22 protein-coding genes are annotated in these 24,952 nt (G+C 67.0%); 14 read left to right on the top strand and 8 right to left on the bottom strand.

Features of this window, described 5'->3' with window-relative positions:
* Positions 1-156 precede the first annotated feature (156 nt).
* Positions 157-624 (top strand): GAF domain-containing protein, encoded by a 468-nt coding sequence (locus WKW82_RS14530; protein ID WP_340343010.1) that lies wholly within the window; start codon positions 157-159, stop codon positions 622-624.
* A gap of 138 nt (positions 625-762) precedes the next feature.
* Here the strand turns inward: WKW82_RS14530 and WKW82_RS14525 are convergent, their stop codons facing one another.
* The gene (locus tag WKW82_RS14525) at positions 763-981 is read right to left on the bottom strand and encodes a hypothetical protein (protein WP_340343009.1); all 219 of its coding nucleotides are present in this window, start codon (positions 979-981) and stop codon (positions 763-765) included.
* Positions 982-1,236: 255 nt separating this feature from the next.
* Here WKW82_RS14525 and WKW82_RS14520 point away from each other — a divergent pair, with 255 nt between their 5' ends.
* The 9 genes from WKW82_RS14520 to WKW82_RS14480 all read left to right on the top strand — a co-directional run bounded on the left by WKW82_RS14520 (position 1,237) and on the right by WKW82_RS14480 (position 11,995).
* Positions 1,237-1,818 (top strand): DUF2760 domain-containing protein, encoded by a 582-nt coding sequence (locus WKW82_RS14520; protein WP_340343008.1) that lies wholly within the window; start codon positions 1,237-1,239, stop codon positions 1,816-1,818.
* An 80-nt stretch (positions 1,819-1,898) separates the two neighbouring features.
* Entirely contained in the window at positions 1,899-3,764 is a 1,866-nt protein-coding gene (locus tag WKW82_RS14515; protein ID WP_340343007.1) for an Hsp70 family protein, read from the top strand.
* A gap of 243 nt (positions 3,765-4,007) precedes the next feature.
* A complete protein-coding gene (locus WKW82_RS14510) occupies positions 4,008-6,791 on the top strand; it encodes an Hsp70 family protein (RefSeq protein ID WP_340343006.1) in 2,784 nt (927 codons plus the stop codon).
* Between the two features lie 589 nt (positions 6,792-7,380).
* Positions 7,381-9,180: a PQQ-dependent methanol/ethanol family dehydrogenase gene (locus WKW82_RS14505; RefSeq protein ID WP_340343005.1), complete on the top strand. Its 1,800-nt coding sequence runs from the start codon at positions 7,381-7,383 to the stop codon at positions 9,178-9,180.
* Positions 9,181-9,190: 10 nt separating this feature from the next.
* A complete protein-coding gene (locus WKW82_RS14500; protein WP_340343004.1) occupies positions 9,191-9,538 on the top strand; it encodes a high-potential iron-sulfur protein in 348 nt (115 codons plus the stop codon).
* Positions 9,511-10,188, top strand: coding sequence for a MotA/TolQ/ExbB proton channel family protein (locus tag WKW82_RS14495; protein ID WP_340343003.1), 678 nt, complete (start codon positions 9,511-9,513; stop codon positions 10,186-10,188). Before WKW82_RS14500 ends, WKW82_RS14495 begins: the two co-directional genes overlap by 28 nt.
* Positions 10,189-10,794 (top strand): hypothetical protein, encoded by a 606-nt coding sequence (locus WKW82_RS14490; RefSeq protein WP_340343002.1) that lies wholly within the window; start codon positions 10,189-10,191, stop codon positions 10,792-10,794. It begins immediately after the preceding gene.
* Positions 10,791-11,285: a hypothetical protein gene (locus tag WKW82_RS14485; RefSeq protein ID WP_340343001.1), complete on the top strand. Its 495-nt coding sequence runs from the start codon at positions 10,791-10,793 to the stop codon at positions 11,283-11,285. Before WKW82_RS14490 ends, WKW82_RS14485 begins: the two co-directional genes overlap by 4 nt.
* Positions 11,285-11,995, top strand: a complete 711-nt coding sequence (locus WKW82_RS14480; RefSeq protein ID WP_340343000.1) for a hypothetical protein — start codon at positions 11,285-11,287, stop codon at positions 11,993-11,995. The genes WKW82_RS14485 and WKW82_RS14480 overlap by 1 nt, the downstream gene beginning before the upstream one ends.
* Before the next feature lie 125 nt (positions 11,996-12,120).
* On the opposite strand, the gene WKW82_RS14475 is transcribed toward WKW82_RS14480, so the two are convergent.
* Positions 12,121-12,498, bottom strand: a complete 378-nt coding sequence (locus WKW82_RS14475; RefSeq protein ID WP_340342999.1) for an iron chaperone — start codon at positions 12,496-12,498, stop codon at positions 12,121-12,123.
* Between the two features lie 177 nt (positions 12,499-12,675).
* Between WKW82_RS14475 and WKW82_RS14470 the strand changes: the two genes are divergently transcribed.
* The 3 genes from WKW82_RS14470 to WKW82_RS14460 are packed head-to-tail and all read left to right on the top strand — an operon-like array spanning position 12,676 to position 14,678.
* The gene (locus tag WKW82_RS14470) at positions 12,676-13,017 is read left to right on the top strand and encodes a hypothetical protein (RefSeq protein WP_340342998.1); all 342 of its coding nucleotides are present in this window, start codon (positions 12,676-12,678) and stop codon (positions 13,015-13,017) included.
* Between the two features lie 40 nt (positions 13,018-13,057).
* Positions 13,058-13,789 (top strand): hypothetical protein, encoded by a 732-nt coding sequence (locus tag WKW82_RS14465; protein WP_340342997.1) that lies wholly within the window; start codon positions 13,058-13,060, stop codon positions 13,787-13,789.
* Positions 13,779-14,678: a glycosyltransferase family protein gene (locus WKW82_RS14460; protein ID WP_340342996.1), complete on the top strand. Its 900-nt coding sequence runs from the start codon at positions 13,779-13,781 to the stop codon at positions 14,676-14,678. The genes WKW82_RS14465 and WKW82_RS14460 overlap by 11 nt, the downstream gene beginning before the upstream one ends.
* Here WKW82_RS14460 and WKW82_RS14455 read toward each other — a convergent pair.
* The 6 genes from WKW82_RS14455 to WKW82_RS14430 all read right to left on the bottom strand — a co-directional run bounded on the left by WKW82_RS14455 (position 14,630) and on the right by WKW82_RS14430 (position 22,351).
* The gene (locus WKW82_RS14455; protein ID WP_340342995.1) at positions 14,630-16,159 is read right to left on the bottom strand and encodes a TULIP family P47-like protein; all 1,530 of its coding nucleotides are present in this window, start codon (positions 16,157-16,159) and stop codon (positions 14,630-14,632) included. The two genes, WKW82_RS14460 and WKW82_RS14455, sit on opposite strands and share 49 nt — an antisense overlap.
* Positions 16,156-16,953: a TULIP family P47-like protein gene (locus WKW82_RS14450; RefSeq protein ID WP_340342994.1), complete on the bottom strand. Its 798-nt coding sequence runs from the start codon at positions 16,951-16,953 to the stop codon at positions 16,156-16,158. The genes WKW82_RS14455 and WKW82_RS14450 overlap by 4 nt, the downstream gene beginning before the upstream one ends.
* Before the next feature lie 2 nt (positions 16,954-16,955).
* On the bottom strand, positions 16,956-18,542 hold the full coding sequence (locus WKW82_RS14445; RefSeq protein ID WP_340342993.1) for a TULIP family P47-like protein: 1,587 nt from the start codon (positions 18,540-18,542) through the stop codon (positions 16,956-16,958).
* 11 nt (positions 18,543-18,553) lie between these two features.
* A complete protein-coding gene (locus WKW82_RS14440; RefSeq protein WP_340342992.1) occupies positions 18,554-20,296 on the bottom strand; it encodes a TULIP family P47-like protein in 1,743 nt (580 codons plus the stop codon).
* 100 nt (positions 20,297-20,396) lie between these two features.
* Complete coding sequence (locus WKW82_RS14435) at positions 20,397-21,680, bottom strand: TULIP family P47-like protein (protein WP_340342991.1); 1,284 nt, start codon at positions 21,678-21,680, stop codon at positions 20,397-20,399.
* 386 nt (positions 21,681-22,066) lie between these two features.
* The gene (locus WKW82_RS14430) at positions 22,067-22,351 is read right to left on the bottom strand and encodes an FAD:protein FMN transferase (RefSeq protein WP_340342990.1); all 285 of its coding nucleotides are present in this window, start codon (positions 22,349-22,351) and stop codon (positions 22,067-22,069) included.
* Between the two features lie 440 nt (positions 22,352-22,791).
* On the opposite strand from WKW82_RS14430, the gene WKW82_RS14425 reads away from it, so the two are divergent.
* Positions 22,792-24,951, top strand: coding sequence for a CHAT domain-containing protein (locus WKW82_RS14425; protein ID WP_340342989.1), 2,160 nt, complete (start codon positions 22,792-22,794; stop codon positions 24,949-24,951).
* Position 24,952 lies beyond the last annotated feature (1 nt).

The following is a 24,952-nucleotide window of genomic DNA, read 5'->3' as shown; positions in this document are numbered from 1 at the left end:
GACCCCGTCAAGGCGTCACGTCGAACCGTGTGGTGGAACCTTCCGACGAACCTTTGGCGACGCCGGACGGATTGCGTCATTCACGTTCGAGCACAATTGCATCCTTTCGTACCATTCGCAACTACGCAGCCCGATATCGAAGTGGACAAGCCAGTCATGCAACCCGTACGCGATGTCGCGACATTTTCCGAACTGCTCTCGCAGGAGGAAGGCCTCTCTGCGGCCCTGGCGTACCTGAACAGTGGCGTCTCGCATCGCTACACCGCGATCTATCGCTTCGAGGGGGAGTTGCTTCGCAACGTTGCCCTCTACGACAAGCTCGACCAGGTGCGCCCCGACTTCCTGCTGGTCGTCCCGTTCAAGCACAGCTTCTGCCAATTCGTGGTGCGGGACCAAGCCTTCCAGACCGAGGACTCGCGTCTCGACAAGCGCCTTGACGGCCATCCGTACCAGGGCGTGGTGATCTCGTACCACAGCGTGCCGTTGACCAACGAAGAGGGCGCCTTGTGGGGCACCATGAGCCACTTCGACATGGTCGGCCATCGCTTGCCCGACGAGGAGTTCGATTTGCTTCAGCAGGCTGCGCTGGTCATGCGCGGCCATTTGAAGAAGTTGGACCCTTGAACGCGGCTCCCGGTCGGTGTGGCGTTTCGCCGCCGGACGTTTTTTCCTCGCGCAGGTTTCGACAGCTGCTACTGATGGATGCGGGCGCTGTCGCACCAGGCGTCAGCGGCGCAGGCTGGTTCGTGCGGAGGCAGGCTGTCAGTGGCTGCGTGTCGGCCGGGCGACGGCAGGTAGCTGCGCCTCGCTGGCTTCCCGGTCGATCAGTTCCCGAAGGGATTCATCGAGCACCGGGATCTTGCCGCTCTTCAGTCGACCTTCAACCGAGTCCAGGATCGACGCGAGGATCGCGTCGGGCAATTGACGTCCGTTGAGGTAGCTTCCGACGAGCGCCTGAGCGGCAAACAGTGAGAGGGCCATGATGGGGTCCATCGTAGACCGTTGTTTGCTGCGTCGCAGCATAAAAGCCGGCTCCGATCTGCGTTTTAGAGGAATACGCCCATTTCCGTGTCCCCCAAACGGATTCACCGGGCCTGGGTGTGTCTGAAATGCTGCAATGCACCATTTGCCCATGGCATCATTCCATTTTCTGGTCCCGTTCTGTGACCAGAAACCGGGCCCTGCCCACCCTACATCACGATTTCGGCCATTCTGTTGGCCGATCTGGAACATTCCATGACGCAACAACAACCCCCTTCTTCAGGTGACGCCAAGCCTTCGCTGCTGCGCCGCATTCCCCTCGCATTCGGCGCCTTGTTCGGCTTGCTGGCCGATGCCGACCTGGCAGCACGGTATGTCGCATTGCGCGATGGCGCCGCGCCGGCTCCCGCGCCGGCTCCTGTGGCGCCGCCACCGGCCGCACCCGTATTGAAGGAAGCCGGCCCCGAAGCGGCTTTGCAACTGCTCGCCTTGCTCCAGCGTGAAGCACGCCTGATCGATTTCGTCGGCGAGGACATTGGCGCCTATGGCGACGCCGATGTCGGCGCCGCGGCGCGGCTGGTGCATGAAGGCTGCGCCAAGGTGCTGCGCGAGCATTTCAGCATCGTGCCCGTGCGCGAGGAGGCCGAAGGCGCCCGCGTCACCTTGCCGGCGGGATTCGACGCCGCAGCGGTCCGCCTGACCGGCAATGTGGTCGGCCAGCCGCCCTTTGCCGGCAACCTGACGCACCGCGGCTGGCGCGTCACCGACGTGCGCCTGCCCAGGACGGCCGAGCAGCACGATGCCCGCGTGGTCTCCCCCGCTGAGGTGGAGCTGTGAGCGGCGGGTCGGGCCGCTCCAGGCAAGCGCGGGGCCCTTCGGGGGAGGAAGGACATGAAGTGCCGAGCGAGGGGGCAGCAATGAGCGGTCCCCGCTTTGCCATCGGCATCGATCTCGGCACCACCCACAGCGCGCTGGCCTGGGTCGACATCGCCGGCAGCGATGGCGAAAGCACCGTGCACGGCACGCTGCCCATTCCGCAGCTCACCGCGCCGGGTGCGGTCGAGTCGATGGACTTGCTGCCGTCCTTCCTCTACCTGCCGCATGCCGACGAGATGCCGGCCGGCGCGCTGGCGCTGCCCTGGTCGGCGGAAGGCCGGGAGGCGGTCGGCGAACTGGCCCGCAGCCGCGGCGCGACGACGCCGATCCGGCTGGTGTCCAGCGCGAAAAGTTGGCTCTGCCACCCCGGCGTCGACCGGCGCGCCGCCATCCTGCCGCACGACGCGCCCGCCGAAGTGGCCCGGGTGTCTCCGCTCGCGGCCTCGACGCACTACCTGGAGCACGTCCGCAACGCCTGGAACCATGCGCACCCCGAGGCGCCGTTCGCCGAGCAGGATGTGACGGTGACCATCCCGGCCTCGTTCGACCCCGCCGCGCGCGAGCTGACGGTCGAGGCCGCGAAGACGGCTGGTTGCGCGTCGCTCACCTTGCTGGAGGAGCCGCAATCCGCGCTGTACAGCTGGATCGAGGCCAGTGGTGGCCATTGGCGCAAGCAGGTGCAGCCGCGTGATGTCATCCTGGTCATCGACGTGGGCGGCGGCACCAGCGACTTCTCGCTGATCGCCGTGCTGGAGCATGAGGGCAACCTGGAGCTGCGGCGTGTCGCGGTCGGCGAGCACATCCTGCTGGGCGGCGACAACATGGACCTGACGTTGGCCCACGTCGTGGCGCGCAAGCTGGCCGCTGCCGGCACCACGCTCGATGCGTGGCAGATGCGCGCGCTGACCTACGCCTGCCGCGGCGCCAAGGAAAAGCTGCTGGGCACCGCAGGCACGCCGGCCGGCGACGCAGCCCAACCCATCGTCGTGCCGAGCCGCGGCAGCAAGCTGATCGGCGGTTCGATCCGCACCGAGCTGACGGCCGAGGAAGTGGCGGCGACGATCGTCGAGGGATTCTTCCCGCAGGTCGAGGCCTCGGCCCGGCCGGTGAGCCGGGTGCGCGCCGGGCTGGCGCAACTGGGCCTGCCGTATGCGCAGGATGCCGCCGTCACGCGGCACTTGGCGGCGTTCCTCGGGCGGCAGCTGGGCGCGCTGGCGGAACTGAACGGCTTTGGCGACAACCAGGGCGCGGAGGGCGCGAGCTTCCTGCATCCGACGGCGGTGCTTTTCAATGGGGGTGTCTTCAAGTCGCCGCTGCTGGCGGATCGCACGTTGGCGACGGTCAATGGATGGCTTGCGGGCGAGGGCGCGGCACCGGCACGGTTGCTGGACGGCGCCGACCTCGACCTGGCCGTGGCGCGCGGCGCCGCGTACTACGGCTATGTGCGGCATGGCCGTGGCGTGCGTATTCGTGGCGGTACCGCATTCGCGTACTACCTCGGCGTCGAATCGTCGATGCCTGCCGTGCCGGGGATGGAGCCGCCGGTGGAAGCGCTGTGCGTGGCGCCGTTCGGCATGGAGGAGGGCACCGAAGCGGAATTGCCGGCGCTGGAACTCGGCCTGGTGGTCGGCGAGCCGGTGCACTTTCGCTTCTTTGCCTCGTCGGTGCGGCGGCAGGACGCGGTCGGCACGCTGCTGGACACCTGGGCCACCGAGGAACTGCAGGAACTCGATCAGCTCTCCGCCACGCTGCCGCCCGAGGGCCGGCAACCGGGCGAGGTGGTGCCGGTGCGCCTGCAAGCCCGTGTGACGGAAGCAGGGACGCTGGAGCTCGATGCGGTACCGCGCAGCGGGGGAGAACGCTGGAAGATCGAGTTCGATGTGCGTGGTGAGCGCCAAGCCGCTTAGGGGCGACGCCCGAATCGACCTGGCTTTGCCATCTCGACGGGGTCGCCCTCGGGGGGCGGGCCGGTCGCGGCGCGGTGCCGGGGGCTTGCCCTTCGATGGGGTCTGGCCAGCTCGATTTGATCCGCCTCGGGGGCTGGGTCGGTCGCGGCCCGGCCCTGATGGCCCGGCACGCGTCCCGCGCATGGCACGTGGGCACGCCCCACGTTGCCTCGCCACCTTTCACTGGCGGCCGACGGCAAGCGCATGAAAGCGGCCTGGACCGTCGGCATCGACCTGGGCACGACGCACTCTGTCGTCGCCTATGCGCCGACGCAGGGCCGCGTGAGCGACGATTCCATCCGCCTGTTCGATGTCGATCAACTGGTCGCACCGGGGGAAGTGGCGGCGCGGCCGCTGCTGCCGTCGATGCGCTATCACCCGGCGCCGGGCGAACTGGCGCCCGGGGACCTGACACTGCCCTGGGCGCCGCCCGGCACCGCTTCCGACGTGGTGATTGGCGCCTTGGCGCGGCGGCTCGGCGTTCAAGTGCCGGGGCGCATCGTGACCAGCGCCAAGAGCTGGCTGTCGCATGCGGCGGTCGACCGGATGGCGCCGATCCTGCCTTGGGGCGCGGCGGCCGAAGTCCGCAAGGTCTCGCCGGTGGAGGCCAGTGCCAGCTATCTGGCGCATTTGCGCGCGGCCTGGAATCACCGGTTTCCGCAAGCCCTTCTCGAAGACCAGGAACTGGTGCTGACGGTGCCGGCCTCCTTTGACGACGCGGCGCGCGCCTTCACGCTGGCTGCCGCGACGGATGCCGGGCTGCCGAAGTTGCGCCTGCTCGAGGAACCGCAAGCTGCGCTGTACGACTGGCTGTTCCGCCACCGCGTGTCACTCGCCGACGCGTTGGGCGACGCACGCCTGGTGCTGGTGTGCGACGTGGGTGGCGGCACCACCGACCTGAGCCTGGTGCGCATCGACCGCGATGCCACCGGCGAGCCGTGCTTCGAACGCATTGCGGTCGGGCAGCACCTGATGCTGGGCGGCGACAACATGGACCTGGCGCTGGCGCACCTCGCCGAATCCCGGCTGCACGCGGCGGCGGGTGAACGCGCCGCACGGTTGCCAGCAGGCCAGTTCGCGCAACTGGTCGAGCGCTGCCGCGCCGCCAAGGAGCGGCTGCTGGCCGCGGACGCGCCGGACAGCGCGCAGGTCACGCTGCTCGGATCGGGTGCGCGGCTGATCGGCGGCGCGCGTTCGGTGACGTTGGGCCGGGAGGAGGTTGAGCGGCTCGTGCTGGATGGCTTCTTCCCGCAGGTGCCCTCCGGTGAGTTGCCAAGGCGCGAACGTGCGAGCGGGCTGGTGGCATTCGGCCTGCCGTACGCCAGCGATCCGGCCGTGACGCGTCACGTCGCCGGTTTCCTGCAGCAGCATGCTGCCGCCGGCTGGCCCGATGCGCTGCTGCTCAACGGCGGGGTGTTTCGCGCCGATGCCATCGCCGCACGCCTTCAAGCCACGCTGGGCGACTGGCGTGGCGCGACCCTGCGCAGCCTGCACAACGCCGACCCGGACGTGGCAGTGGCGCGGGGCGCGGTGGCCTTCGCGCTGGCGCGGCGAGGCTTGGCGCCGAAGATCGGTGGCGGTTCGGCGCGCAGCTATTTCCTGCCGCTCGACGACGGCCAAGGCCGCTCGGTTTGCGTGTTGCCGCAGGGCAGCGAGGAAGGGCGGGAGGTTCGCCTGGAGGGGCGGAGCTTCGAACTGCGCGTCGGTGAGCCGGTGCAGTTCCGCCTGGTGTCGACGACCGGCGGTTCAGGCGGGAGGCCTGCGCCGCTCGCTGGTGAACTGGTCGATCTCCATGGTCTGGATGTGCAGTCGCTGCCGCCTGTGGCGACCGTCGTGCGGGGTGGCGATGCCGGTACGCGACGCGGCATCCCGGTGCAGTTGGCTGCGACCCTGACGGAGGTTGGCACGCTGCAGATGCACTGCATCGCCGCCGACGATTCGTCGCAGCGCTGGAAGCTGGAATTCCGGTTGCGCAATGACGATTCCACGCAAGCTGCGGGCGTGGCTGGTGGCCTGCCGCCGCGCTTCGACGAAGCGGTGGAATGCATCGAGCGTGTGTTCGGCGCCCGCGACCGCGCGGTGGGGCCCAAGGCCGTCAAGCAGTTGCGCACGCAACTCGAAGGCTTGCTGGGCAGTCGCGAGCGATGGCCGACCAGTCTGCTGCGACCCTTGTTCGATGCGCTGATGCAGCGCGCGCGGGGTCGCCATCGCACGGCCGACCACGAGCGGCTGTGGTTGAGCCTGGCGGGCTGGTGCCTGCGGCCGGGCTTCGGCGCGGCACTCGACGACTGGCGCATCGGCCAGTTGTGGCCGCTCTTTGAACTGGGCGTGCAGCATGGGCGCGATCGCCAGGTCAACACGGAATGGTGGACGCTGTGGCGGCGCGTGGCCGGCGGGCTGGATGAGTCGGCGCAGCAACGGCTTCTTCAGGATTTCGCGATCAACCTGCGGGGCGCCGAAGCGGGCATCGAGGAAAGGCCGCCGCAGTTGGTGCAGGGCGGCTGGGACGACATGGTTCGCATGGGTGCTTCGCTGGAGCACATCCCGGCGGAGCACAAGGTGGAGATCGGCGATTGGCTGGTGGAGCGGCTGCAGCGATCGGTCTCGACATCCGGAGCCCCGGAGGCGAAGGACACCTGGACGCTATGGGCCATCGGCCGCATCGGCGCGCGGGCGCCGCTGTATGGCAGCGCACACGGCGTGGTGCCGGTTGCCACGGCCGTCGCCTGGTTGGATGCGCTGCTCGCGCTGGATTGGAAACGCATCGACGGCGCGGCAGCCGCGGCCGCGAACCTGGCACGGCTCAGCGGCGACCGTGCGCGCGACCTGCCGCTTGAACTGCGCGAAAAGGTCATGGCCCGGCTGAAGACCCATCGCGCGCCGCAAGCGTGGATCGAGCGCGTGCGCGACGTGGTGGCGCTGGATGAAGCCGGCGAGCGAGGCGTGTTCGGTGAAGCGCTGCCGCCGGGGTTGAAGCTGATCAGTTGAATCGGCCCGGCCAAGGGCTTTTCGCACCGGCCGTGAAAACACGCTCTTGAGATCGATGTGGCTTTGCCAAGTCGACTCAATCCCCCGCGGGGGGCGGGCGGGGCGCAGCCCGGCCCTGGGGGCTCTTGATTACTCCTCGACGACTTTCGACGTCTTCACGCCATGGACAACGAGGGCGACGGCCGCGCCGAGGACTGCGAAGAGGATCAGCATGCGAGGGCTTCAGGAGGGGAGATGGCGTCATTCTCGGGAAAACCCTTAATCGACGCGGAGTGCGTGCCGCATGTCCCTACGGCCGATCGGCTACCGGCGGGCCGGCAAGCCGGCCCGGAAAAATTGGCGCAGTGATTTGCGGGACCTTATTCCGTGAAGCGACCGGGCACTGTGACGCGATGCCACGGCCGCCCGGCGCGAGGTGTTCAACCTTGTAGCAATGCAACGGGAAAACCCGCGCGACTGCGCCGGCAAATCGGTCCGCCAGGGCGCAAACAAGGCGCCTGGTGCATGGCATGGCACTTGCCCCCTGGAACGCGGAGGGCGCGCTTCTTCGAGCGTGTCCGAGCCCCACGTTCCACCCCGAGGAGACACCATGCAATTGAAGCTCTTGACCGCGCTCATATCCATTGGCCTGGCGGCTGCCGGCGCCCAGGCGCAGGTCACCGACAAGATGATCCAGTCCGAGGCCACGGCCACCGGCAACGTCCTGACCTGGGGCATCAACACCCAGGGCCAGCGCTATTCGCCGCTGAAGCAGGTCAACTCGTCCAACGCGGCCAAGCTGCTGCCGGTGTGGGCCTTCTCCTTTGGCGGGGAGAAGCAGCGCGGGCAGGAGGCGCAGCCGGTGATCATGAACGGCAAGATGTTCGTCACCGCGTCGTACTCGCGCATCTTTGCGCTCGATGCGACCACCGGCAAGAAGCTGTGGAAGTACGAGCACCGGCTGCCTGAAGGGATCATGCCTTGCTGCGACGTGGTCAACCGCGGCGCTGCGCTGTACGACAACCTGGTGATCTTCGCGACGCTCGATGCGCAGCTCGTGGCGCTCGACCAGAACACTGGCGATGTCGTTTGGAAGGAGAAGATCGATGACTACGCGGCCGGCTACTCGGCAACTGCGGCGCCGATCATCGCGAATGGCGTGATGCTGACCGGCGTGTCGGGCGGCGAGTTCGGCGTGGTCGGCCGCGTCGAGGCGCGCGACCCGAAGACCGGCAAGATGTTGTGGACGCGGCCCACCGTCGAAGGCCACATGGGCTACACCTTCGACAAGGATGGCAACAAGAAGGAGAACGGCATCTCCGGGACCACCAACAAGAGCTGGCCAGGAGACCTGTGGAAGACCGGCGGCGCGGCGACCTGGCTCGGCGGCACCTACGATGCCAAGACAGGCTTGGCCTACTTCGGCACCGGCAACCCGGCGCCGTGGAACGCCCACCTGCGTCAAGGCGACAACTTGTACTCCTGCTCGACCGTGGCCATCGACGTGAAGACCGGCCAGATCAAATGGAGCTACCAGGGCACGCCAAACGACAGCTGGGACTTCGACGGCGTCAACGAGTTCGTGACCTTCGACATGGACGGCAAGCGCGTCGGCGGCAAGGCGGATCGCAATGGCTTCTTCTACGTCAACGATGCGAGCACCGGCCAGCTCATCAACGCCTTCCCCTTCGTCAAGAAGATCACCTGGGCCAGCGGCATCGACCTGAAGACGGGACGGCCCAACTTCATCCCCGAGAACCGCCCCGGCGATCCGATGGCCGGCGCCGATGGCAAGAAGGGCAGCTCCGTGTTCGCCGCACCGGGCTTCCTCGGCGGCAAGAACCAGATGCCGATGGCCTACAGCCCGGACACCAAGATGTTCTACGTGCCTTCGAACGAATGGGGCATGGACATCTGGAACGAACCGGTGGCCTACAAGAAGGGCGCGGCCTACCTGGGTGCGGGCTTCACGATCAAGCCGCTCAACGAGGACTACATCGGCTCGCTGCGCGCCATCGACCCGAAGACCGGCAAGATGGCCTGGGAAGTGAAGAACAGTGCGCCGCTGTGGGGCGGCGTGCTGACCACCGGCGGCAACCTCGTGTTCTGGGGCACGCCCGAGGGCTACCTGAAGGCCGCGGACGCGAAGACCGGCAAGGTGGTCTGGGAGTTCCAGACCGGCTCCGGCGTGGTCGCGCCGCCTGTGACCTGGATGCAGGGCGGCGAGCAGTACGTGAGCGTGGTGTCGGGATGGGGCGGCGCCGTGCCGCTGTGGGGTGGCGAGGTGGCCAAGAAGGTCAACCTGCTGGAGCAGGGCGGCATGGTCTGGGTCTTCAAGATCCCGGGTGCAGGGGGTGGCACCACGCGCTCGGCGCAGGCGGGCGGCGCGACCAAGGTCGCATCCAACTGAGGCCGGCGTCATGAAGCAGATCAACGAAGGCGTGGCCGCCGGGGTCACGCGGAGGGTGTTCGCCGGGCGCATGGTGGCGGGTACCTGTGTCGTGGCTTTGGCGCCGGTGACCGCATGGGCCGCACCGCATGCCGAGGAGGCCGACGAAACATCGATCGCGCTTGGCTACAAGCACGACACCAAGAACGTCGACAAGAAGAAGTACCCGAAGCACGCCGCGACGCAGCGCTGCGTGAACTGCGCGATGTGGCAGGGTTCAGCCACCGACGCGTGGGCCGGCTGCGCCATGTTCGGCCGCAAGCACATCGCGGCCGAAGGCTGGTGCATGGCATGGGCACCCAAGCCAGGCTCGGCCTGAGGCTGAAGAGAGGGTCGAACGCCGCGCCCGAGCCCTTGTGGCTCGAGTGGCTGGCGTTGGCTGGCGTGTTCGGCTTCGCGACCTGGCTGCTGGGCGCGCGCGGCGTTTGGGCGCTGCTGCTGAACTCCGATCCGACCGGCATCACGCTGGTCATCGTGATCGTGTTCGCGGCGGCGACGCTGTGGTGCGGGGCGAGGGCGCGGGTGTTGCAGTCGCAGCGCAATGCGTTCAGCGCCGTGCGGACGGCGCCGGGCTGGGCCGCCGACTATTGGGCCGCGTTGTCGCAGGACAAGGCCAACGCCGACACCGCGCTCGACTTGCTGATGGAGCACACGCACGGCCCGCACGGCACGGCCTGGTGGGTCAACGCGGTGCAACTCAAGCTTGGGCTGCTCGGCAAGGTGATCGGCTTCTCGATCCTCGCGCTCGAGATCGGCCACATGCAGAGCTTCGACGCGAGCCAGTCGCAGGACCTGTTGCGCAGCCTCACGACCGGATTGGGCGTGGCGCTGCTGACGACGATGGTGGGGCTGGTGGGCAACATTCTGCTGGGGCTGCAGTTGACGCGGCTGGACCGCTATGCGGATCAGCTGGTGGCCGACATCCAGCGCATCGGACTCTCGCGCTGTCAGGGCGCCGTGGTGCAGTGAATGCGCCGCCGCCACGTCCGCCGCGAGCCCGAGGTCGACCCGTTCTACGACATGTTGTTCAACATGCTGATCGCGTTCGTCTTCTGTTTCATCGTCGCGCTGCTGGCGATGAACCCGAAGGCGCTCAAGGCCGGCGACGTGCGTTCCAAGGCGGAATACCTCATCACTGTCGACTGGCCCGATCGCAATCCGAACGACATCGACACCTGGGTGCAGGACCCCGCCGGCAACCTGGTCTGGTTCCGCCAGCGCGAGGCTGGTCTGATGTACCTCGACCGCGATGATCGAGGCGATGCCAATGCCTCGACGCTCGTCGATGGTCACCGCATCATGAGCCCCTTCCGCGAGGAGGTGGTGACGATCCGCGGCATCGTGCCGGGCGAGTTCGCCGTCAACGTCCAGTACTACCAGTCGCGCGACGGGCGGCCCGTCGAGGTCACGGTGGCCGTCACCAAGGTCAACCCTCGCGCCGAGATCGTCTTCAACGGCAAGGTCACGCTCGCGCGTCCCGGCGACGAAGCCACGGCCGCGCGCTTCACCATCCTGCCCGACGGCAGCGTGACCCACATCAACACCTTGCCGAAGAAACTGGTGCAGCGACTATGACCTTGAGCCTCGTGTTGAGCTTCACTGCGCTGGTGCTGCTGGCGGCCATGTCACTGCTGTGGTCGCGCTGGCCCGCATGGCTCAAGGGCCTGCTGGTGGTGAGCGTGACCTGCTTCTACTTCTATGCTGACGACGTGGTGCATCGCATGTGGGGCTGGCCCAGCCCCGATGCGATGCCGGAGCGATTCGTGCTGCTCGCCGTGGTGATCGATGAGCCGACGAGCAAGCGTGTGGGCGGGCTCTACGTGTGGGTCAACGCGATTGAAGACGGGAAGCCCGCTGTGCAGCCGCGTGCTTACAGCCTGCCTTACAGCAAGGACCTGCATTCGCTGTTGAACGACGGCATGAAGAAGGTTCGCGAAGGTGTGACGCAGCTTGGCACCACCGAGCCCAAGGCGCGCAAGGAAGGGCTGGCCTGGCTGCGGCCCGGCAATGATGAGACAGCGATCAAACTACGCGACATGCCGGTGCCGCAGTTGCCGGAGAAGTGATGCTGCGATTCAGTCTTGCCACGCTTCTCGTCTTCGTCGCGGGCTGCCATTCCAGCGGCCCGTCGAGCCCGTACTTCCCGCTGGAGTCCGGCCACCGCTGGACCTACCGCGTCACCACCCAGGGCGAGGATGGCATCACCGAGCGCGAAACGCTCACCCTGCGCACGCTCGGCTCGTCATCCGACGAAGGACTCGAAGGCGGCCCGGCTTGGCGCCGCCGCAGCGACAGCGGCGTCGACTACTGGCTCCGCGCCGACGACACCGGCATCTACCGCGTCGCCAGCAAGAGCGACCTCGACGACGCACCCAAGCCCGACAAGCCCCAGCGCTTCGTGCTGCGCGCGCCTTTCACCGCGGGCACGCAGTGGCAGGCCAGCACCACCGCCTACCTGCTGATGCGACGCAACGACTTCCCGCGCGAGATCCGCCATGAACATCCGAGCATCCCGATGAGCTACCAGATCGAGGCAGAAGACCAATCCGTCGACGTGCCCGCCGGCCACTACGACCACTGCCTGCGCGTGAAGGGCACCGCCATGCTGCGCCTCTATGCCGACCCGGTGCGCGGCTGGCGCGACATGCCGCTCACCAGCACCGAGTGGTACTGCCGTGGCGTCGGCCTCGTGCGTGTGCAGCGCGATGAGCCGGCGGAGCGACTGGCCTATGTCACCGGCGGCACGCGCACGCTGGAGCTGGAGTCGTGGCAATGACTTCGGCAAGGCCGCGAATCAGCTTCCCGCCTTGGCCTGCTTGCTGCGCAGGGTTCATTCCGGGAAACCGACGATCGGTTCAATGCGCGTGAACAAAAGTCGCTGACGCGAGTTGGCGCCACGCGCTACCAGAAGCTGTCGTCCTTGCGCTCCCGCACGACGCGAAGGCGATGCATGGCGATCGTGCGGATCAGGTCTTCCGGCAAGGGCTGCTTGTACGGCACCTGGAGCATGTTCTGGGTGGTCTTGTGTTTCTCCAGTTCCTTGCGGAATGGAAGCAAACCTTTTTCCGTCGGCGTGAAGTTGAGATGTGCCTTGGTCGCGGAGAAGGCAAACAGGAAGCGCGGCTCGACGAAGAAGGGCGTGCCCCACTTGATCGCTTCCTGGGCCTCCGGCGCGACCTCCTTGAGGATCTCGTACAAGCGGCGCAGATGCGGCTGGCCCTCGGGCGGGGCAGCCTGGATGTATTCGGCGATCGTGGTCGGGCGAGGGTGGCTTGGCATGTCGCGCACTGTACGGCGGGCGACCCTGTCGGTCCAAGCCGGTCGTCGCTTGCCAGTCCACAAGTCGACTGACTGCATCGACCGCAACACGGAGATGGCGCGGCGCGACGAATCGCGCCACACTGGTGACGGCGCGATTCGCGCTGCAATCCGACTGATCCGAACAGGGGAATACATATGGCCGACAACCCGATTCGCTGCGTGGTGACTTACGGCCTGGGCCCGGGTCAGTTGGCGGCCGTGAAGCCGATCGTGGCCGCCATCGAGGCCGTTGCGGCGGCTACCCCGGTGGGCGCGTTCACCCCGGTCTACAGCGCCGACGGCGACTCCGTGGAACTGACCTTCGCCTTCGCGAGCCATGATGACCTCGACACCTCCGTGAGCCGGCTGGGTCCGCAGATCGAGGTGCTGGCCGGGCTCACGCGCCTTCAGGCGCTGCATGTCTACGGCGAGCTCTCCGCGCCAGCGCTGGCGGCATTCCAGCCGTTCCAGCCGGTGGTGCATGCCTACGCTCCCTAGACTTTCCGTCGCCTGGCACCCGCCACATGCGACGGGCGCGGTGTTGCTGGTTCACGGGTTGGGAGCCGACTCCGATGAGACCTGGGGTCCAGGTGCAGGAGGTGACGGATTCCTCGCGCGGCTTATCGAGACGGAGCCTCCTTATGCGCTGCTTTGTGTCGACTATCCGTCGCGCCTCGGGCTGCCGCGCAGCGCAGCGTCGCTGCTACCGCTGTCGTCCCTCTCGGCGGGGTTCGCGACAGCACTGCGCGAATCGTTGCTGCCCGCCTTCGAGAAGCTCGTGATCGTGGCCTACTGTCTCGGCGGGCTGGTCGCACGCTTCGCGCTGGCCGATCTGCTGAACCCCCAGGGCCGCGCCGCGTTCAGCCCGCCGTCGGTCGCGGACGGCGGCCTGATGCTGATCCTGCTCGACGCACCCGAGGACTGGCCTGACAGCCCACTGGACGGTCCGATGTCCGCGATCACCCGGATGCTCCAGGTCGATGCGCCGGCAATGCAAGCCAACGCGGCCTGGTGGCGGGACCGCTTCGGGCCGGCGTCTCGAATCGACGCCTACGCCGTGCTCAGCCGCGATCACTGCTGGGTCACTCCCTTCAAGCCGGGGTCGACGGTGCCGCAAGAACGGGTGCTCCGATCGAGCGTCGCCCACCTTGACCTTGTCCGCCCGTCGGCGGGAGGCTCGCACGAGGTCTGCGACCACGTCGCCGCATTGCTTGCCGCACGCCTGGGCCGTCGTTCACCCGCGCTCGCCGAGGTGCGGCGTGAAGCTTGACGTCGCGGTCGCCACCTTCAACGTCGTGCCGGCGCAGAACCTCACGGCCAAGTACGACCGGCTGGGCGAGATGGGCCTGGTCAACCGACGGATGTGGTGCCGGCGCCATGGCTACCCGCTCGTCGACTCGGCGCCGCTCCCGGGCGGAAGACCTGCCTGCTGGGGCAAGCTCGCACTGCTCGCGCAGACCCTCGGCCGGCACGAGTGGGTGTTGTGGGCGGACTCCGACGCGCTGGTGCTGGAACTCGACCTGGGCATCGAACGATTCTGTGACGGCGACTTCGACCTGGTCACCCAGTCGATGGACGGCGTTCATGCCGCCGCCGGCGTGCCCATCGAAATGGGCCGGGCTCGGTGGCCTGTCAACACCGGTGTCTTCCTCCTGCGTTCGTCCGATTGGACGCTCGACCTGCTGCGTCGCGCAGATGCGAAGACGCACCTCGTACAAGCACCTGCGAGAGGTCCGTGGGACATCTGGGATGGCATCGGCGACCAGGAGGCGTTGATCGAGGCGTTGCAGGAACGACCCGACGATCTGCGGCGGGTCTCGGTGGTCGACGGCCTGCAGGCACATCCCCGCCTGTACCGGCCCGGGCGCGATCTCTTCGTGCACTTCTGGGGCAACCATGCGGCACATCGGATCCCCCCGGCAGAGGCGGAGCGCACGCTAGACATGTGGGAGCTTGCGGTGCAACGGGGCGGGCCTTTTCCGGCTGACTTGCCGACCTTCCACTGGGCCTGCATCCAGAACCGCGCCGCCGACGTGCCGTTCAACCGCGGCGGCCCTGAGCGCTTCCTCTATGGCGTGGCGTCGGACGGTCGGCCTTGTGGGTGGCCCGCTCAAGACCCGCCACCAAAGTGCGGCGTGCCACCCATCTGCAGCGAATAGTTCAGCGCGACCTGGTCCAGCGTGAAGTCCTTCTGGTCGCTCCATTGAAGCGGATCGACCGCGTTGAAGGCGAGCAGGCTGACCGAGGGCGCGGCGTCGGTATTGGCATCGGCAATGATGTCCGGCACCTTGGAGGCCACACCCGCCAGCACGCCCAGCACGGCTGCGGCGATGACGAAACCGGCCCCGTCCGTCAGCACCCCGACGGCGACCGTGATGAGCGCGGCTGCGATGCCCTCGAAGATCTTGGTGAGCTTCACGCCCTCGCTTTCCTCGGTCCAGTGCTCCGTCGTCACCTTGCCGGATTGGACGTAGTAGATGGTCTGCACGGTCGGGCTCGTCTTGTGCAGTTCCATCGTGTAGGACGCGACGTTGTGGGTGAAGGCCTGGATGCCGGGCGAGACCTCGGTCTGCGTCGTGGCGTCGATCGTCAGCGTCGCGTCTGCGGTGGACAGTTCGAAGTTCTGCAGCACGGTCGTGTGGGGCGCGCCGCTGGAGTCGACCATGTCTTTGATGGAGACCGGACCTGAAGCGAGGGTCAGGCCCGTGCCATCGCTTCGCGGTGTGAAGTCGGTCGTCGCGGCGCCGGAGTAGACGAGCGGCATCGAGGGCCACAGCATCTCGTTGACGAAGCGCTCCGGCGCGATGAGGAAGCCGGCCCGCGAACCGCCTGGAATCGCGTTGGGGGACACCTCCTGGTCCAGCCCGGTGCCGTCGCGGCCGCCGGTCATGCAGAGGATGCCGAGGATGCTGGTGTCGAGCGTGGCGCCGTCGATGTAGGCATAGCTGGAGTACGTCGGCAACAACCAGGCGAACTGGCCCTGGTCGGCGTCGCGACCGAGGTTGACTGTCGCGAAGACGTGCTCGAAGTCGCCGAGGTTGGCGTTGAACCAGGTCTGCATCGCCGCGATCACGTCGTCGGACACGGACGCGAAAGGCAGGTGCTGCGGATCGGTGCTGTTGCCGAACCCGTAGCCGCCAAGGACGGTAACGACCTGCTGCTGGGGCGCCGGCGGTGTGGCCTTGACGATGAGCTTGTGGAAGGTGCCCGTCGCGCCGGGCGGCGGCGGGTCGGTGTGCGGCACGTACTCCAGTTCCACCTCGATCTCTAAGCTCCCCGCGCCGTAGGTGAAAGTCACCGGCTGGCCGTTCACGGTGCCGGCCGCGACGAGCGACGTGACCGGCGTGCTCATGTGCAGCAACTTGCCGCTGCCGCCCAGCGTGATGGCCCAGTCCGAGAAGGTGCCGCTGACCTGGATGGTGGCCTGCGTGTGCGGGTCGGTCGTCGAGGCGCTGAAGGTCTTGGGGGATGTCGCGAGGTTCTTGATGGCGGCGTTGACGTCGTCCGCGCGGATCGCGAAGACGGTGTCCCAGCCGTAGGTGTCGGCCATGAGGCCGGTGTTGGTGCTGGCGGCCGGCGCGGAGCTGGGACTCGGGGTGGGCGCGGCAGGTGGAGCAGCGGTTGGTGCGGTGGTAGTCATGACACACCCTTCGTGGCGACAGGAAACAAGACGGGGTCGTGGACCGTGCAAGCGGACGCGGAACTCCCTGGCAGGTTGACCGCGGACGCTGCGCCGTTCACGAGTTGCTGGAGCACGTCGGCGCTGACGAGGAGGGCGGTATCGCTCGCCGCGACGGCGTCTGGCGACACCTCCTGCAAGAGCTGCGCGCCGGACGTCGCACCGCTGATGACGCTGCCGAGGATGCCCAGCACGCCGCCGCCACCGGTCGCGTCCACATAGGCATAGGTCGCGCTGACGGGCGCCAGCACGGCGCCGAGCCCGCTGGCGCCGGGGTCGCGCAGCGCCACCGTCGCCAGCACATAGGGCAGCGATGCTTGCGCGTCGAGCCAGGCCTGCAGCGCCGACGTCGCATAGGCCGCATACGCCTCGAAGCCCTGCTGCGGGAAGGTGGCAACGAGAACCGTCACCGCACCCGGCCCCGTGCTGATGACGAGCTGCTGGCTGCCGCCATCGGCCGGCCTGAGCTCGAGGCGACCCTGCACCTCGAACTGCCCGCTATCGAACTGCACCGACTTGTTCCCGCTGCTGAGGGTGATGGAAGTGCAGGGCACGCTGAAGTTGACCAGCGCGCCGCTTCCTCCCACGGTCACCTGCCAGCGCCCCGTGGTGCCCACGGCATGCACCGAGGTTCCGCCGTGCACGACGGTCTCGTCGAAGGGCTGCGGGCCGGGATCGACCAACCCGGCGTTGATGACGCTCGTCCGGGTGGCGTAGACGATGTCCCAGCCGTAGGTGGAGGCAGGCGCAGCCATGATCAGGACTTCTTCGCGGTCAGACCGAGCTGCAGCGAACTGTTCAGCGCCGCCGAGGTGAGCGTGAAGCTCGCTCCCTGCGCCCATTGCGTGCTGCCGATCGCCTTGGCCGCGAACGCGTCGAGGGTGGGCATCTTGTCCTTGTCGTCGTCGGCGTAGCCATCGAGGATCGCGGGGATGCTGCCGACGCTGCCGCCGATTGCTGCGCCGATCGCTGCGCCGAGCAGCTTGAACGCATTGGCCCTGAAAAAGCCTGCGAAGCCCACCGCGGCGTCCGCGTTCTTCAACTGCGTGACGGCCGACCTCAAGGCGGCGATGTCCGCCTGGATCTGCTCTTCGGGGGTCAGCACGTTGACGACGGTGTCGAGTTCGATGTCCACGAGTCCGTCCACGCTGGCGTCCACGCCGGCAGTGATCGCGTTGGCCGCGGCGCGCGCCGCTAGCCCGGCCTCGGCCACGCCGCCGATCACCGCACCGACGATGGCCGCGGCGATGCTGATGCCGATGCCTTCCCAGATCTCCTTCCACTTCTGCCCCGAACTCTCGGAGATGCTCATCGACACGGTCGGCGCGCCGGTCGGCGTCAACTGCAGGTGGCCGTCGCTGTCGATCGCCATCGCGTTGACCGACCGGTAGTTGACCGTGACGGTGTAGCCCGGCTTGTAGGTGAAGGTCAGGCCGGTGAAGGAGATGACGACCGAGCCCGTCCCGATCGCCAGGTTGAAGCCATCGGCGTCGATCGATGCATCGGTGACCTTGTGGCCGTCGGACAGGGTGAAGTCGGGCAGCCCGAGGGGCGTGGTGTTGTAGAGCGTCATCCCGGCGTCGAGGTAGTCGAAGCTGGCCGGCGTGTCGCCCTTGAAGAGGTTCTCCACATGGGGCTCGAACATCTGCTGCATGACGCTGGTGGGTGAGATGAGGAAGCCGGCGTCCGACCCGGCGGGAATGATCCCCGGATCGAGTTCGGGAGACAGCCGCGAGCCGGTCCTGTTCTCGGTCATGGCCAGCACGCCGAAGAGGCACTCGTCCACGCTCGAGAAGTTCTCGGTGTAGATCGCGTAGCCGAGATAGGTGGGCTTGAGCCAGGCGAAGTCACCCGTGTCGACCGAGGTGCTGAGGTCCACTGCCGCGAAGACATGGTTGAACTGGTCGAGGTTGCCGTTGAGCCAGTCGCCCAGCGCGCCCTTGATGGCATCCGATGCAGTGGCGGGCCCGGAGGAGAGCGTGAGGCTGAGCACCGACGCGGGCGCCTTGGTGTCGACCTTGAGATCGTTCGTGGTCTGACCCGGTTGCGGGATGAAGCCCAGGCTGATCTGGATGACGGCGCTCCCGGCATACGGCGCCTGTGCCTGGCCTGCGCCGGACACCGTGCCGGCCGTGATCGGGACATTCATTTGCAACAACGACCCCGACCCGCCACTCAATTGCCAGTCGCCGAAGGTGCCGGTCACGTTGACCGACCCGCCGACCACGGAGTGGCTGCCGGTGAAGGACGCGGGCGAGCTCTTCTGGGCAACGATGGCCGCGTTGGCGTCCTTGAACTTGGTGCCGAAGGCGGTGTCCCAGTTGTTCGTGCTGATGCTGGTCATGATGTGGCTCCTCAGGAAGATGCGATCTGGACGTTGAGACCCATTTGCAGGGACTCGTTGAGTGCGAGGTTTTCCAGCGTGTAGCCGGTCTGGCCCGGCCAGCCGACCGGGGCGACCGAGTAGTCGACGAACTCGTCGAGCGTGGGCATGTTGGCGAGGTCGTTCTCGGAGTAGGCCTCGAGGATGTCGGGCAACTTGCCCACTGCGGCGCCGACCGCGCCACCGATCGCCATGCCGAGGATCTTTCGCCAGTTGCGACGAAAGAAGCCTTCGAACTTGGACTTGTACGACTCGTTGTCGGCGTTCTCCACCTCCTCGGAGGCATCGGAATCGGCGTCGGCGTTTTCCTGGTCGAGGTTGGTGATGTCGTCGTCGGCTGGCAGGTCGCCGCTGAACTCCAGCGCGTCGCCGGTGTCCTCGACCGCGTCGGCTGCCGCACTGCCGCCTTCTTCGATGGCCTCCCCGGCGCCTTCGGCAACCGGACCGAGCGCTCCGCCGATCGCCGCGCCGACGACCGCGAAGGCAATGCCTTCGACGATGCCCACGATGAGGTCGGTCCACTTGGACGCCGAGGACTGCGTGACCGTCACGGCCAGGCTCGGCTTGCCGACCGTGCATGCCTGGAAGTGCTTGCCGGAATCCATGTACAGCTCGGACTCCCCGGTGTAGTCCATGTGGACCGTGTAGTCGCCGCCGTTCCACGGGAAGTTGAGGTCGGTGAAGTTGATCGAGATGGTGGTGACGTTGGCGATCAGCGTGAACTTGCCGACGTCGAGGTTTGCGCCCGTGATGTTCACTGTCTCACCGGACTTGCTCGCGCTGGTGAAGTCGTGGAAGGTCACCTTGTTGAGGTTGGTGATCGTCGAGCCGTCGGCCGTCACGTTGAAGTCGCTGTTGTTCGCGTTGAGGAACAGCTTCTCGATGCCAGGCAGCATGATCTTGTTGAGGAAACGCTCCTGCGAGATGAGGAAGCCGGCGTTGCACCCCGTGGGGATGATGTTGGGCGAGATGTCGTGCCCGAGGTTGACGCCGGTGCGGCCCTCGGTCATCGCCAGCACGCCGAAGATGTAGTCGTCCGGCTTGGCGCCCACCGGGTTGTTGATGCCGTAGCCGACCGTGGTCGGGTTGAGCCACTGGAACTGGTCCTTGTCGGCGACGGCGCCGAGGTCGATGGCGGCAAAGGTGTGGTTGAAGCTGCCGAGGTTGGCCAGCAGCCAGGCCTCCAGCACGTCCGACACGGCATCCTTGGCATCGGCCGCCTCGGGGTTGAGGGTGAGGCTGATGATCGAGACGATCGGCTGCGTCACCGGGTCGGTCGTCGTGAGGTTGGGCTTGAGCGCGTTGGTGGTGCCGCCGGTGGCATTGCTGGTCGGTACGCTGGCGCCGGGCTGTGGCAGGTACTGCAGCGAGATCTGGATGACCGCGGAGCCGTTGAAGGGCAGGGCCACCGGCGGCGTCTGCTGTGCCGTGGCTGTGCCGGAGATGGGCAAGGTCAGCTCCGCGAGCGAGCCGCTGCCGCCGCTCAGTTGCCAGTCGCCGAAGGTGCCGGCGACGTTGATCGCCGGTCCGCTGAAGCCCCCGCCCGGCTTGGTTCCCGTGAAGGAGGGCGGCGAACTCTTCTGCGCCTTGATCGCCTTGTTGGCATTGGCGAAGTTCAGCGCGAAGGCCGTGTCCCAGTTGTTTGTCGATGCGCGTCCCGCCGCCGGTGGCGTGGGGTTGGCGGCGCACTGGGTGGGTGTGGTGGTCGTAGTCATCTCTACCTCTCAAACAAGGCAAGTCATCGAGTCAAGGCTCCGGCAACAACCGGTGGGATCACGCCAGGCGGCCGCGCCGCGAACGCACTGGCGATGTGGATCAGGCGACGTTCGCCTGCAGCATGAAACAGTCGTTGAGGGACCCCGCGGCGACCGTGATCTGGTCCAGTCCCTGCCAGGTCACCGAGGTGGCCGGCGCCTCCGACAGGCTGCCGGCCAGGGCCGATCCGGACAGGCTGCCCGCCAGTCCCGACTCCACCGCGGCCAGCACGATGGCCGTGATGGCGGCGCCGATCGCGCCCAGCGTGAGGAGGTAGTCGTACCAGGGCACGCGATCGTTGGTGCTGGTCGAAGGGTTGGGGTCCTTGGCGAACGCGAAAGTCCTGGTCGACGCGTCGTAGGTCAGCACGTTGTTCGTGGTGGACGAGAAGTCCAGGTAGGCGTTGGGCATGTCGAGGTAGACGCTGCCGCCCGTGACGTTCTTCAACGCGTTGGCGTTGATGGTCACCACCATCGACTTGACGTTCGGCGTGTACCAGATCGCCCCGGACTTCACCTTGTCGAGGTCGAACCCATGGGCCATGGTGATCTGGCCGTTGGCATACGCGAAGGTGCTGGCGTTGGCGCCGGGGAAAGCCTTGGTCAACGACGGCAGGATGACGTACCGCAGGAAGAGGTCGCCGGAGATGACGAAGGAGAGCGGGTACGCAGTCGAGGCGATGCCGGCATCGATGTTGGAACTGAGCTTGGAGATGTCGCGGTCGTCGACGACGCTGAGGATGGCCAGGTACTGGTCGTTGCTCCCACCGGGCTGGTGGAAGCTGTAGGTCGACTGCCTGGGCGCGAGCCAGGTTGCGGTCGACAGATCGACGACGCCGGTCTGCGCAAAGATGAAGGTGATCTTGTCCTTGTTGTCGAGCAATGCATTGGCAATGCCGCTGCCCACCTCGGCGCCAAAGCCGGTGTTGTGCGGGTCGCTGACCGACTTGACGTAGATGCCGCCGGGCTGCCTTGGCGTGTTGGGCGCGGTCACGGAAGACAGCGCGAACTGCAGGCTCTTGCCTTGCGGCGTGACGATGGCGGGCACCCATTCGAGGTTGACGATGACTGTGACCGACATGCCGCTGATGTCGGTCGGCTTGGCGGTGGAGCCCTGCGCTTGCAGGCTGCCGGATGTGATCGGCAGCGTCAGATAAATGTCGGAGCCCGAGCCTCCCGTGATCGACCAGGGGCCGAAGCTGCCGGTTGCCGTGTAGGTGCCCGAGAAGCCATCGACCCACGAGGTGTCGAAGGTCATGACCAGCGCACCCAGCCGCGTGTTGAGCTGGGTGTTGACCTGCTGGATGTTGAGAACCGAGATGGTGTCCCAGCCGTTGGTGTCCATGGCACGCTCCTTCATGTTCGAAAAACGTTGAACGAACTGATCCCCGGGCACCTCGATGGAGATGCCCGTTCAGGCTGACTTGGTCTCAGGTTGGCTCAGGGAGGCGGGATGGTCCGCGACCGCGGGGATCGGGTCGCGGCAAGATGGCATCCGGCGACAGCGGCGTGCTGGCAATCCAGGACAGGGCGCGAAATGGATGTCATGACAGTCCTCCGTATGGCGTCAGGTTCGTGTTCCCAATGTGGTGAATCTATAAGCAATTGTTTCTATGGAGCAGTGTGCAAGTGCAATGCATGGAAGTGCGCTTTGTCACTTTCAACTGCTGTCGACAAGGCGTATCCTCGCGCCCCTTTTATTGGGGTTGGCGCGAACTCAGGCTGGCTGACCTAGGAATCCTGTTGGATGCGAAGACCGGGCGTGGCCTCCCAATTGCCAGCCTTGTCGACCCACAACGCATCGACCTTCCACCGATGCGCCAGCACCCGCGCCTGCGCAGGCCCCGCAACGAAGAACACCTTGGTCAGCGCATCGGCCATCGCGCCGGTCTCCGCCACGACGGTCACGGATGACAGCGCCGGTGGCGAGTAGCCGGTGCGGGTGATATCGCGGCAAGCGCCGCACGCTTGGGCGGAATAGCCTTTGGGGACAAGTCGCTCCGCCCGCCTGTCCATCGCTTCACCCTTTCGCGACGTACATCCCGCAAACACCATGCGTCGCCGCACGTCGCTTTCCAAAGAAGAAAGACCTCGGTCGAAAGACCGATGGATCTCGGTTTTCTACGGAAATGAGCTACTCATTCTTGGTGATGCCCCATGTTCGGAAGAAGGGGACCATTGCACGCACCAAGGGAGTCGAGAGCGGACGGCGGCAAGCGTCGCGAGGGTCAAGAACCTCCGCCCTGTGTTTTTGCAAAGAAAGTAAAGCACATGGTCAACCGCGGAATCATCTGTGCAGGAGCCTGCTGGATTCACGAAGCGCCTGGATGGCGATTGGCATTCGCTGCATACGAGCCTTCGATGTCAGCGCCCCCCTGTCAGTTGCTCGGCACTTCGGACTCGGACCGCGCAAGTAGCGGTGAGCGGACCGCAGTGGCCCACGCCGGGGAAGTCAAATGCAATGGCTGACAAGCCTTGAGCGGCATACGCCGTCGTGCTGGCACGGCAGGGCCAGGTGGGCCGTGCCCGTGATCGCCACCGCGTTGCTCGGCATGCCCTGGGCCACGGCCCAGACCCCGCGCCAGCAACCTGCGCGCGACGCCGAAGCCATCGCCGCCCAGCAGGAGAAGGCCCGCCTCGCCGACACCGACACCATCCTTGCGCTGAGCAACGATGGTGCCGTGCTCTACGCGAACGACAACATCAAGCTCTCCGGCTACCAGTACTGCAGCCAGGCCGTGGCGCTGGCCGACAAGGGCGAGTTCCGCCAGAGCGTGCGCGCGGCCAGCAAGGCGCTGCACCTGGCGCAGGCCACCAACAACCCCGACCTCCAGGCCATGGCCAACCGCGACCTGGCCATCGTCTACAGCTACTCCGGCCAGCTCGACAAGGCCGAGGAATTCGCGCGCGAATCGCTGCGCTACGAATCCAGGGACCCCAAGCTCGTCGTCGGCCCGGCCCACAAGGTGATCGGCGACGTGCAGACGCGCCGCGGCAGCTATTCCGCCGCCGTCGGCAGCTACGAGACCGCGCTGGCCAACAGCTCCGAGCGCTATGCGCCGCTGGTGCAATCCTCGCTGGTCAACGCGCTGATCGAGTCTGGCGACACTGCACGTGCGCGGCAACTCTTCGACCAACTCACACCGCCGGCGGACCCGCAGCTCGCGGCCCAGGTCGACCGCACCCGCGCGCGCCTGCTGCTGGCCGAGAAGAAGCCCGACGAAGCCGTGGCGCTGTACCGCCAGCTCACCACCCGCCCGGTCGGCACCGACTCCGGCTACTACCAGCTCTGGGCCTGGGACGGCGTGGCGCGCGCCGAACAGGCACGCGGCGACAAGGCGGCAGCCTCCGTGGCCGTGGGCAAGGCGCTCGCCAGCGTCGACGGCGTGCGCTCCAAGTTCCGCAGCGAGGAATTCAAGATGGGCCTGTTCTCCGACCTGCAGCAGGTGTTCGAGCGCGGCGTGAACATCTACAGCGACGTCGGCGACACACGCGCGGCCTTCGAGGTCAGCGAGCGCAGCCGCTCGCGCGCACTGCTCGACGCGGTGCGCGGACGGGCCCGTGTCAGCGACGAGGCCACCGCCACCGCCGACCTGCCCACGCTGCAGCGCGCACTCAAGCCCGATGAACGCGTGGTCGAGTTCCACTCACTGCGCGACCGGCTGCAGGTCTGGGTGGTGGGTCCGAACGAAATCAAGTCCTTCAGCGTGGCCGTCACGCGCGACGAGCTGAACGAACTGGTCGACGGCTTCCGCAACCAGGTGCTGCGCGCGCGCCGCAACACCGTCGTCAATGCCGAGAAGCTGGGCACCGCGCTGCTCGCCCCGCTCAACCTGCCACCGGGCGTGCGCCTGATCTTCGTGCCGCACGGCCCGCTGCACTACCTGCCGTTCCAGGCGCTGCGGCTCAACAACCAGTACGTGATCGAGACGCATCCGGTGTCGGTGGCGCCCTCGATGAGCATCGCCGTGCAACTGGCGCAGAGCACGCCGCCGCGCGTCGATGCGCAACTCACCGCCTTCGGCAATCCGCGCATCGACGACCAGCACGAGTTGCCGGGCGCCGCCGCCGAGGTCAAGGTGATCGCCGCCGCGTTCCCGCGCAACAACGTCTACATGGGCGCCGCCGCCACCAAGACGCAGTTCCGCGAGGCGGCCGGCCGCTCGCCCTTGATCCACGTCGCCGCGCATGCCGAGGCCGACCAGATCGATCCGCTGTACTCGCGCATCCTGCTGGCCAACGAGGGCGGCAAGCAGAACTTCCTGGAAGCGCACGAGATCCTCGACCTGCCGTTGCAGCGCAGCGCGCTGGTCACGTTGTCGGCCTGCGAGTCGGGGCTGGGCCGTGTGGAAACCGGCGACGAGGTGCTGGGCTTCACGCGCTCCTTCCTCTCGGCCGGCACCTCGAGCCTGATTTCCTCGCTGTGGTCGGTGTCCGACGACGCGACCGAGGTGCTGATGACCGCGCTCTATGCCGAGCTGGCCAAGGGCCGCGACATCCAGCGCGCGATGCAGGCCGGGCAACTGGCCGTGCTGAAGAACCCCAGCATGTCGCACCCCTTCTTCTGGGCCCCGTTCAACCTCATCGGCAATTGGCGCCTGACTGTCGGAAGCTGAG

It is taken from the genome of Variovorax rhizosphaerae, from assembly GCF_037889975.1.
GTDB lineage: Bacteria > Pseudomonadota > Gammaproteobacteria > Burkholderiales > Burkholderiaceae_C > Variovorax > Variovorax rhizosphaerae.
The sequence above is the reverse complement of the archived record's forward strand: the minus strand, read 5'-3'. Positions and strand labels throughout refer to the sequence as shown.

What these genes read in the sequence shown, in the direction of transcription:
- WKW82_RS14530 (WP_340343010.1), top strand. Translation starts at nt 157, where the DNA reads ATGCAACCCGTACGCGATGTCGCGACATTTTCCGAACTGCTCTCGCAG.
- WKW82_RS14525 (WP_340343009.1), bottom strand. Translation starts at nt 981, where the DNA reads ATGGCCCTCTCACTGTTTGCCGCTCAGGCGCTCGTCGGAAGCTACCTC.
- WKW82_RS14520 (WP_340343008.1), top strand. Translation starts at nt 1,237, where the DNA reads ATGACGCAACAACAACCCCCTTCTTCAGGTGACGCCAAGCCTTCGCTG.
- WKW82_RS14515 (WP_340343007.1), top strand. Translation starts at nt 1,899, where the DNA reads ATGAGCGGTCCCCGCTTTGCCATCGGCATCGATCTCGGCACCACCCAC.
- WKW82_RS14510 (WP_340343006.1), top strand. Translation starts at nt 4,008, where the DNA reads ATGAAAGCGGCCTGGACCGTCGGCATCGACCTGGGCACGACGCACTCT.
- WKW82_RS14505 (WP_340343005.1), top strand. Translation starts at nt 7,381, where the DNA reads ATGCAATTGAAGCTCTTGACCGCGCTCATATCCATTGGCCTGGCGGCT.
- WKW82_RS14500 (WP_340343004.1), top strand. Translation starts at nt 9,191, where the DNA reads ATGAAGCAGATCAACGAAGGCGTGGCCGCCGGGGTCACGCGGAGGGTG.
- WKW82_RS14495 (WP_340343003.1), top strand. Translation starts at nt 9,511, where the DNA reads ATGGGCACCCAAGCCAGGCTCGGCCTGAGGCTGAAGAGAGGGTCGAAC.
- WKW82_RS14490 (WP_340343002.1), top strand. Translation starts at nt 10,189, where the DNA reads ATGCGCCGCCGCCACGTCCGCCGCGAGCCCGAGGTCGACCCGTTCTAC.
- WKW82_RS14485 (WP_340343001.1), top strand. Translation starts at nt 10,791, where the DNA reads ATGACCTTGAGCCTCGTGTTGAGCTTCACTGCGCTGGTGCTGCTGGCG.
- WKW82_RS14480 (WP_340343000.1), top strand. Translation starts at nt 11,285, where the DNA reads ATGCTGCGATTCAGTCTTGCCACGCTTCTCGTCTTCGTCGCGGGCTGC.
- WKW82_RS14475 (WP_340342999.1), bottom strand. Translation starts at nt 12,498, where the DNA reads ATGCCAAGCCACCCTCGCCCGACCACGATCGCCGAATACATCCAGGCT.
- WKW82_RS14470 (WP_340342998.1), top strand. Translation starts at nt 12,676, where the DNA reads ATGGCCGACAACCCGATTCGCTGCGTGGTGACTTACGGCCTGGGCCCG.
- WKW82_RS14455 (WP_340342995.1), bottom strand. Translation starts at nt 16,159, where the DNA reads ATGACTACCACCGCACCAACCGCTGCTCCACCTGCCGCGCCCACCCCG.
- WKW82_RS14450 (WP_340342994.1), bottom strand. Translation starts at nt 16,953, where the DNA reads ATGGCTGCGCCTGCCTCCACCTACGGCTGGGACATCGTCTACGCCACC.
- WKW82_RS14445 (WP_340342993.1), bottom strand. Translation starts at nt 18,542, where the DNA reads ATGACCAGCATCAGCACGAACAACTGGGACACCGCCTTCGGCACCAAG.
- WKW82_RS14440 (WP_340342992.1), bottom strand. Translation starts at nt 20,296, where the DNA reads ATGACTACGACCACCACACCCACCCAGTGCGCCGCCAACCCCACGCCA.
- WKW82_RS14435 (WP_340342991.1), bottom strand. Translation starts at nt 21,680, where the DNA reads ATGGACACCAACGGCTGGGACACCATCTCGGTTCTCAACATCCAGCAG.
- WKW82_RS14430 (WP_340342990.1), bottom strand. Translation starts at nt 22,351, where the DNA reads ATGGACAGGCGGGCGGAGCGACTTGTCCCCAAAGGCTATTCCGCCCAA.
- WKW82_RS14425 (WP_340342989.1), top strand. Translation starts at nt 22,792, where the DNA reads ATGCAATGGCTGACAAGCCTTGAGCGGCATACGCCGTCGTGCTGGCAC.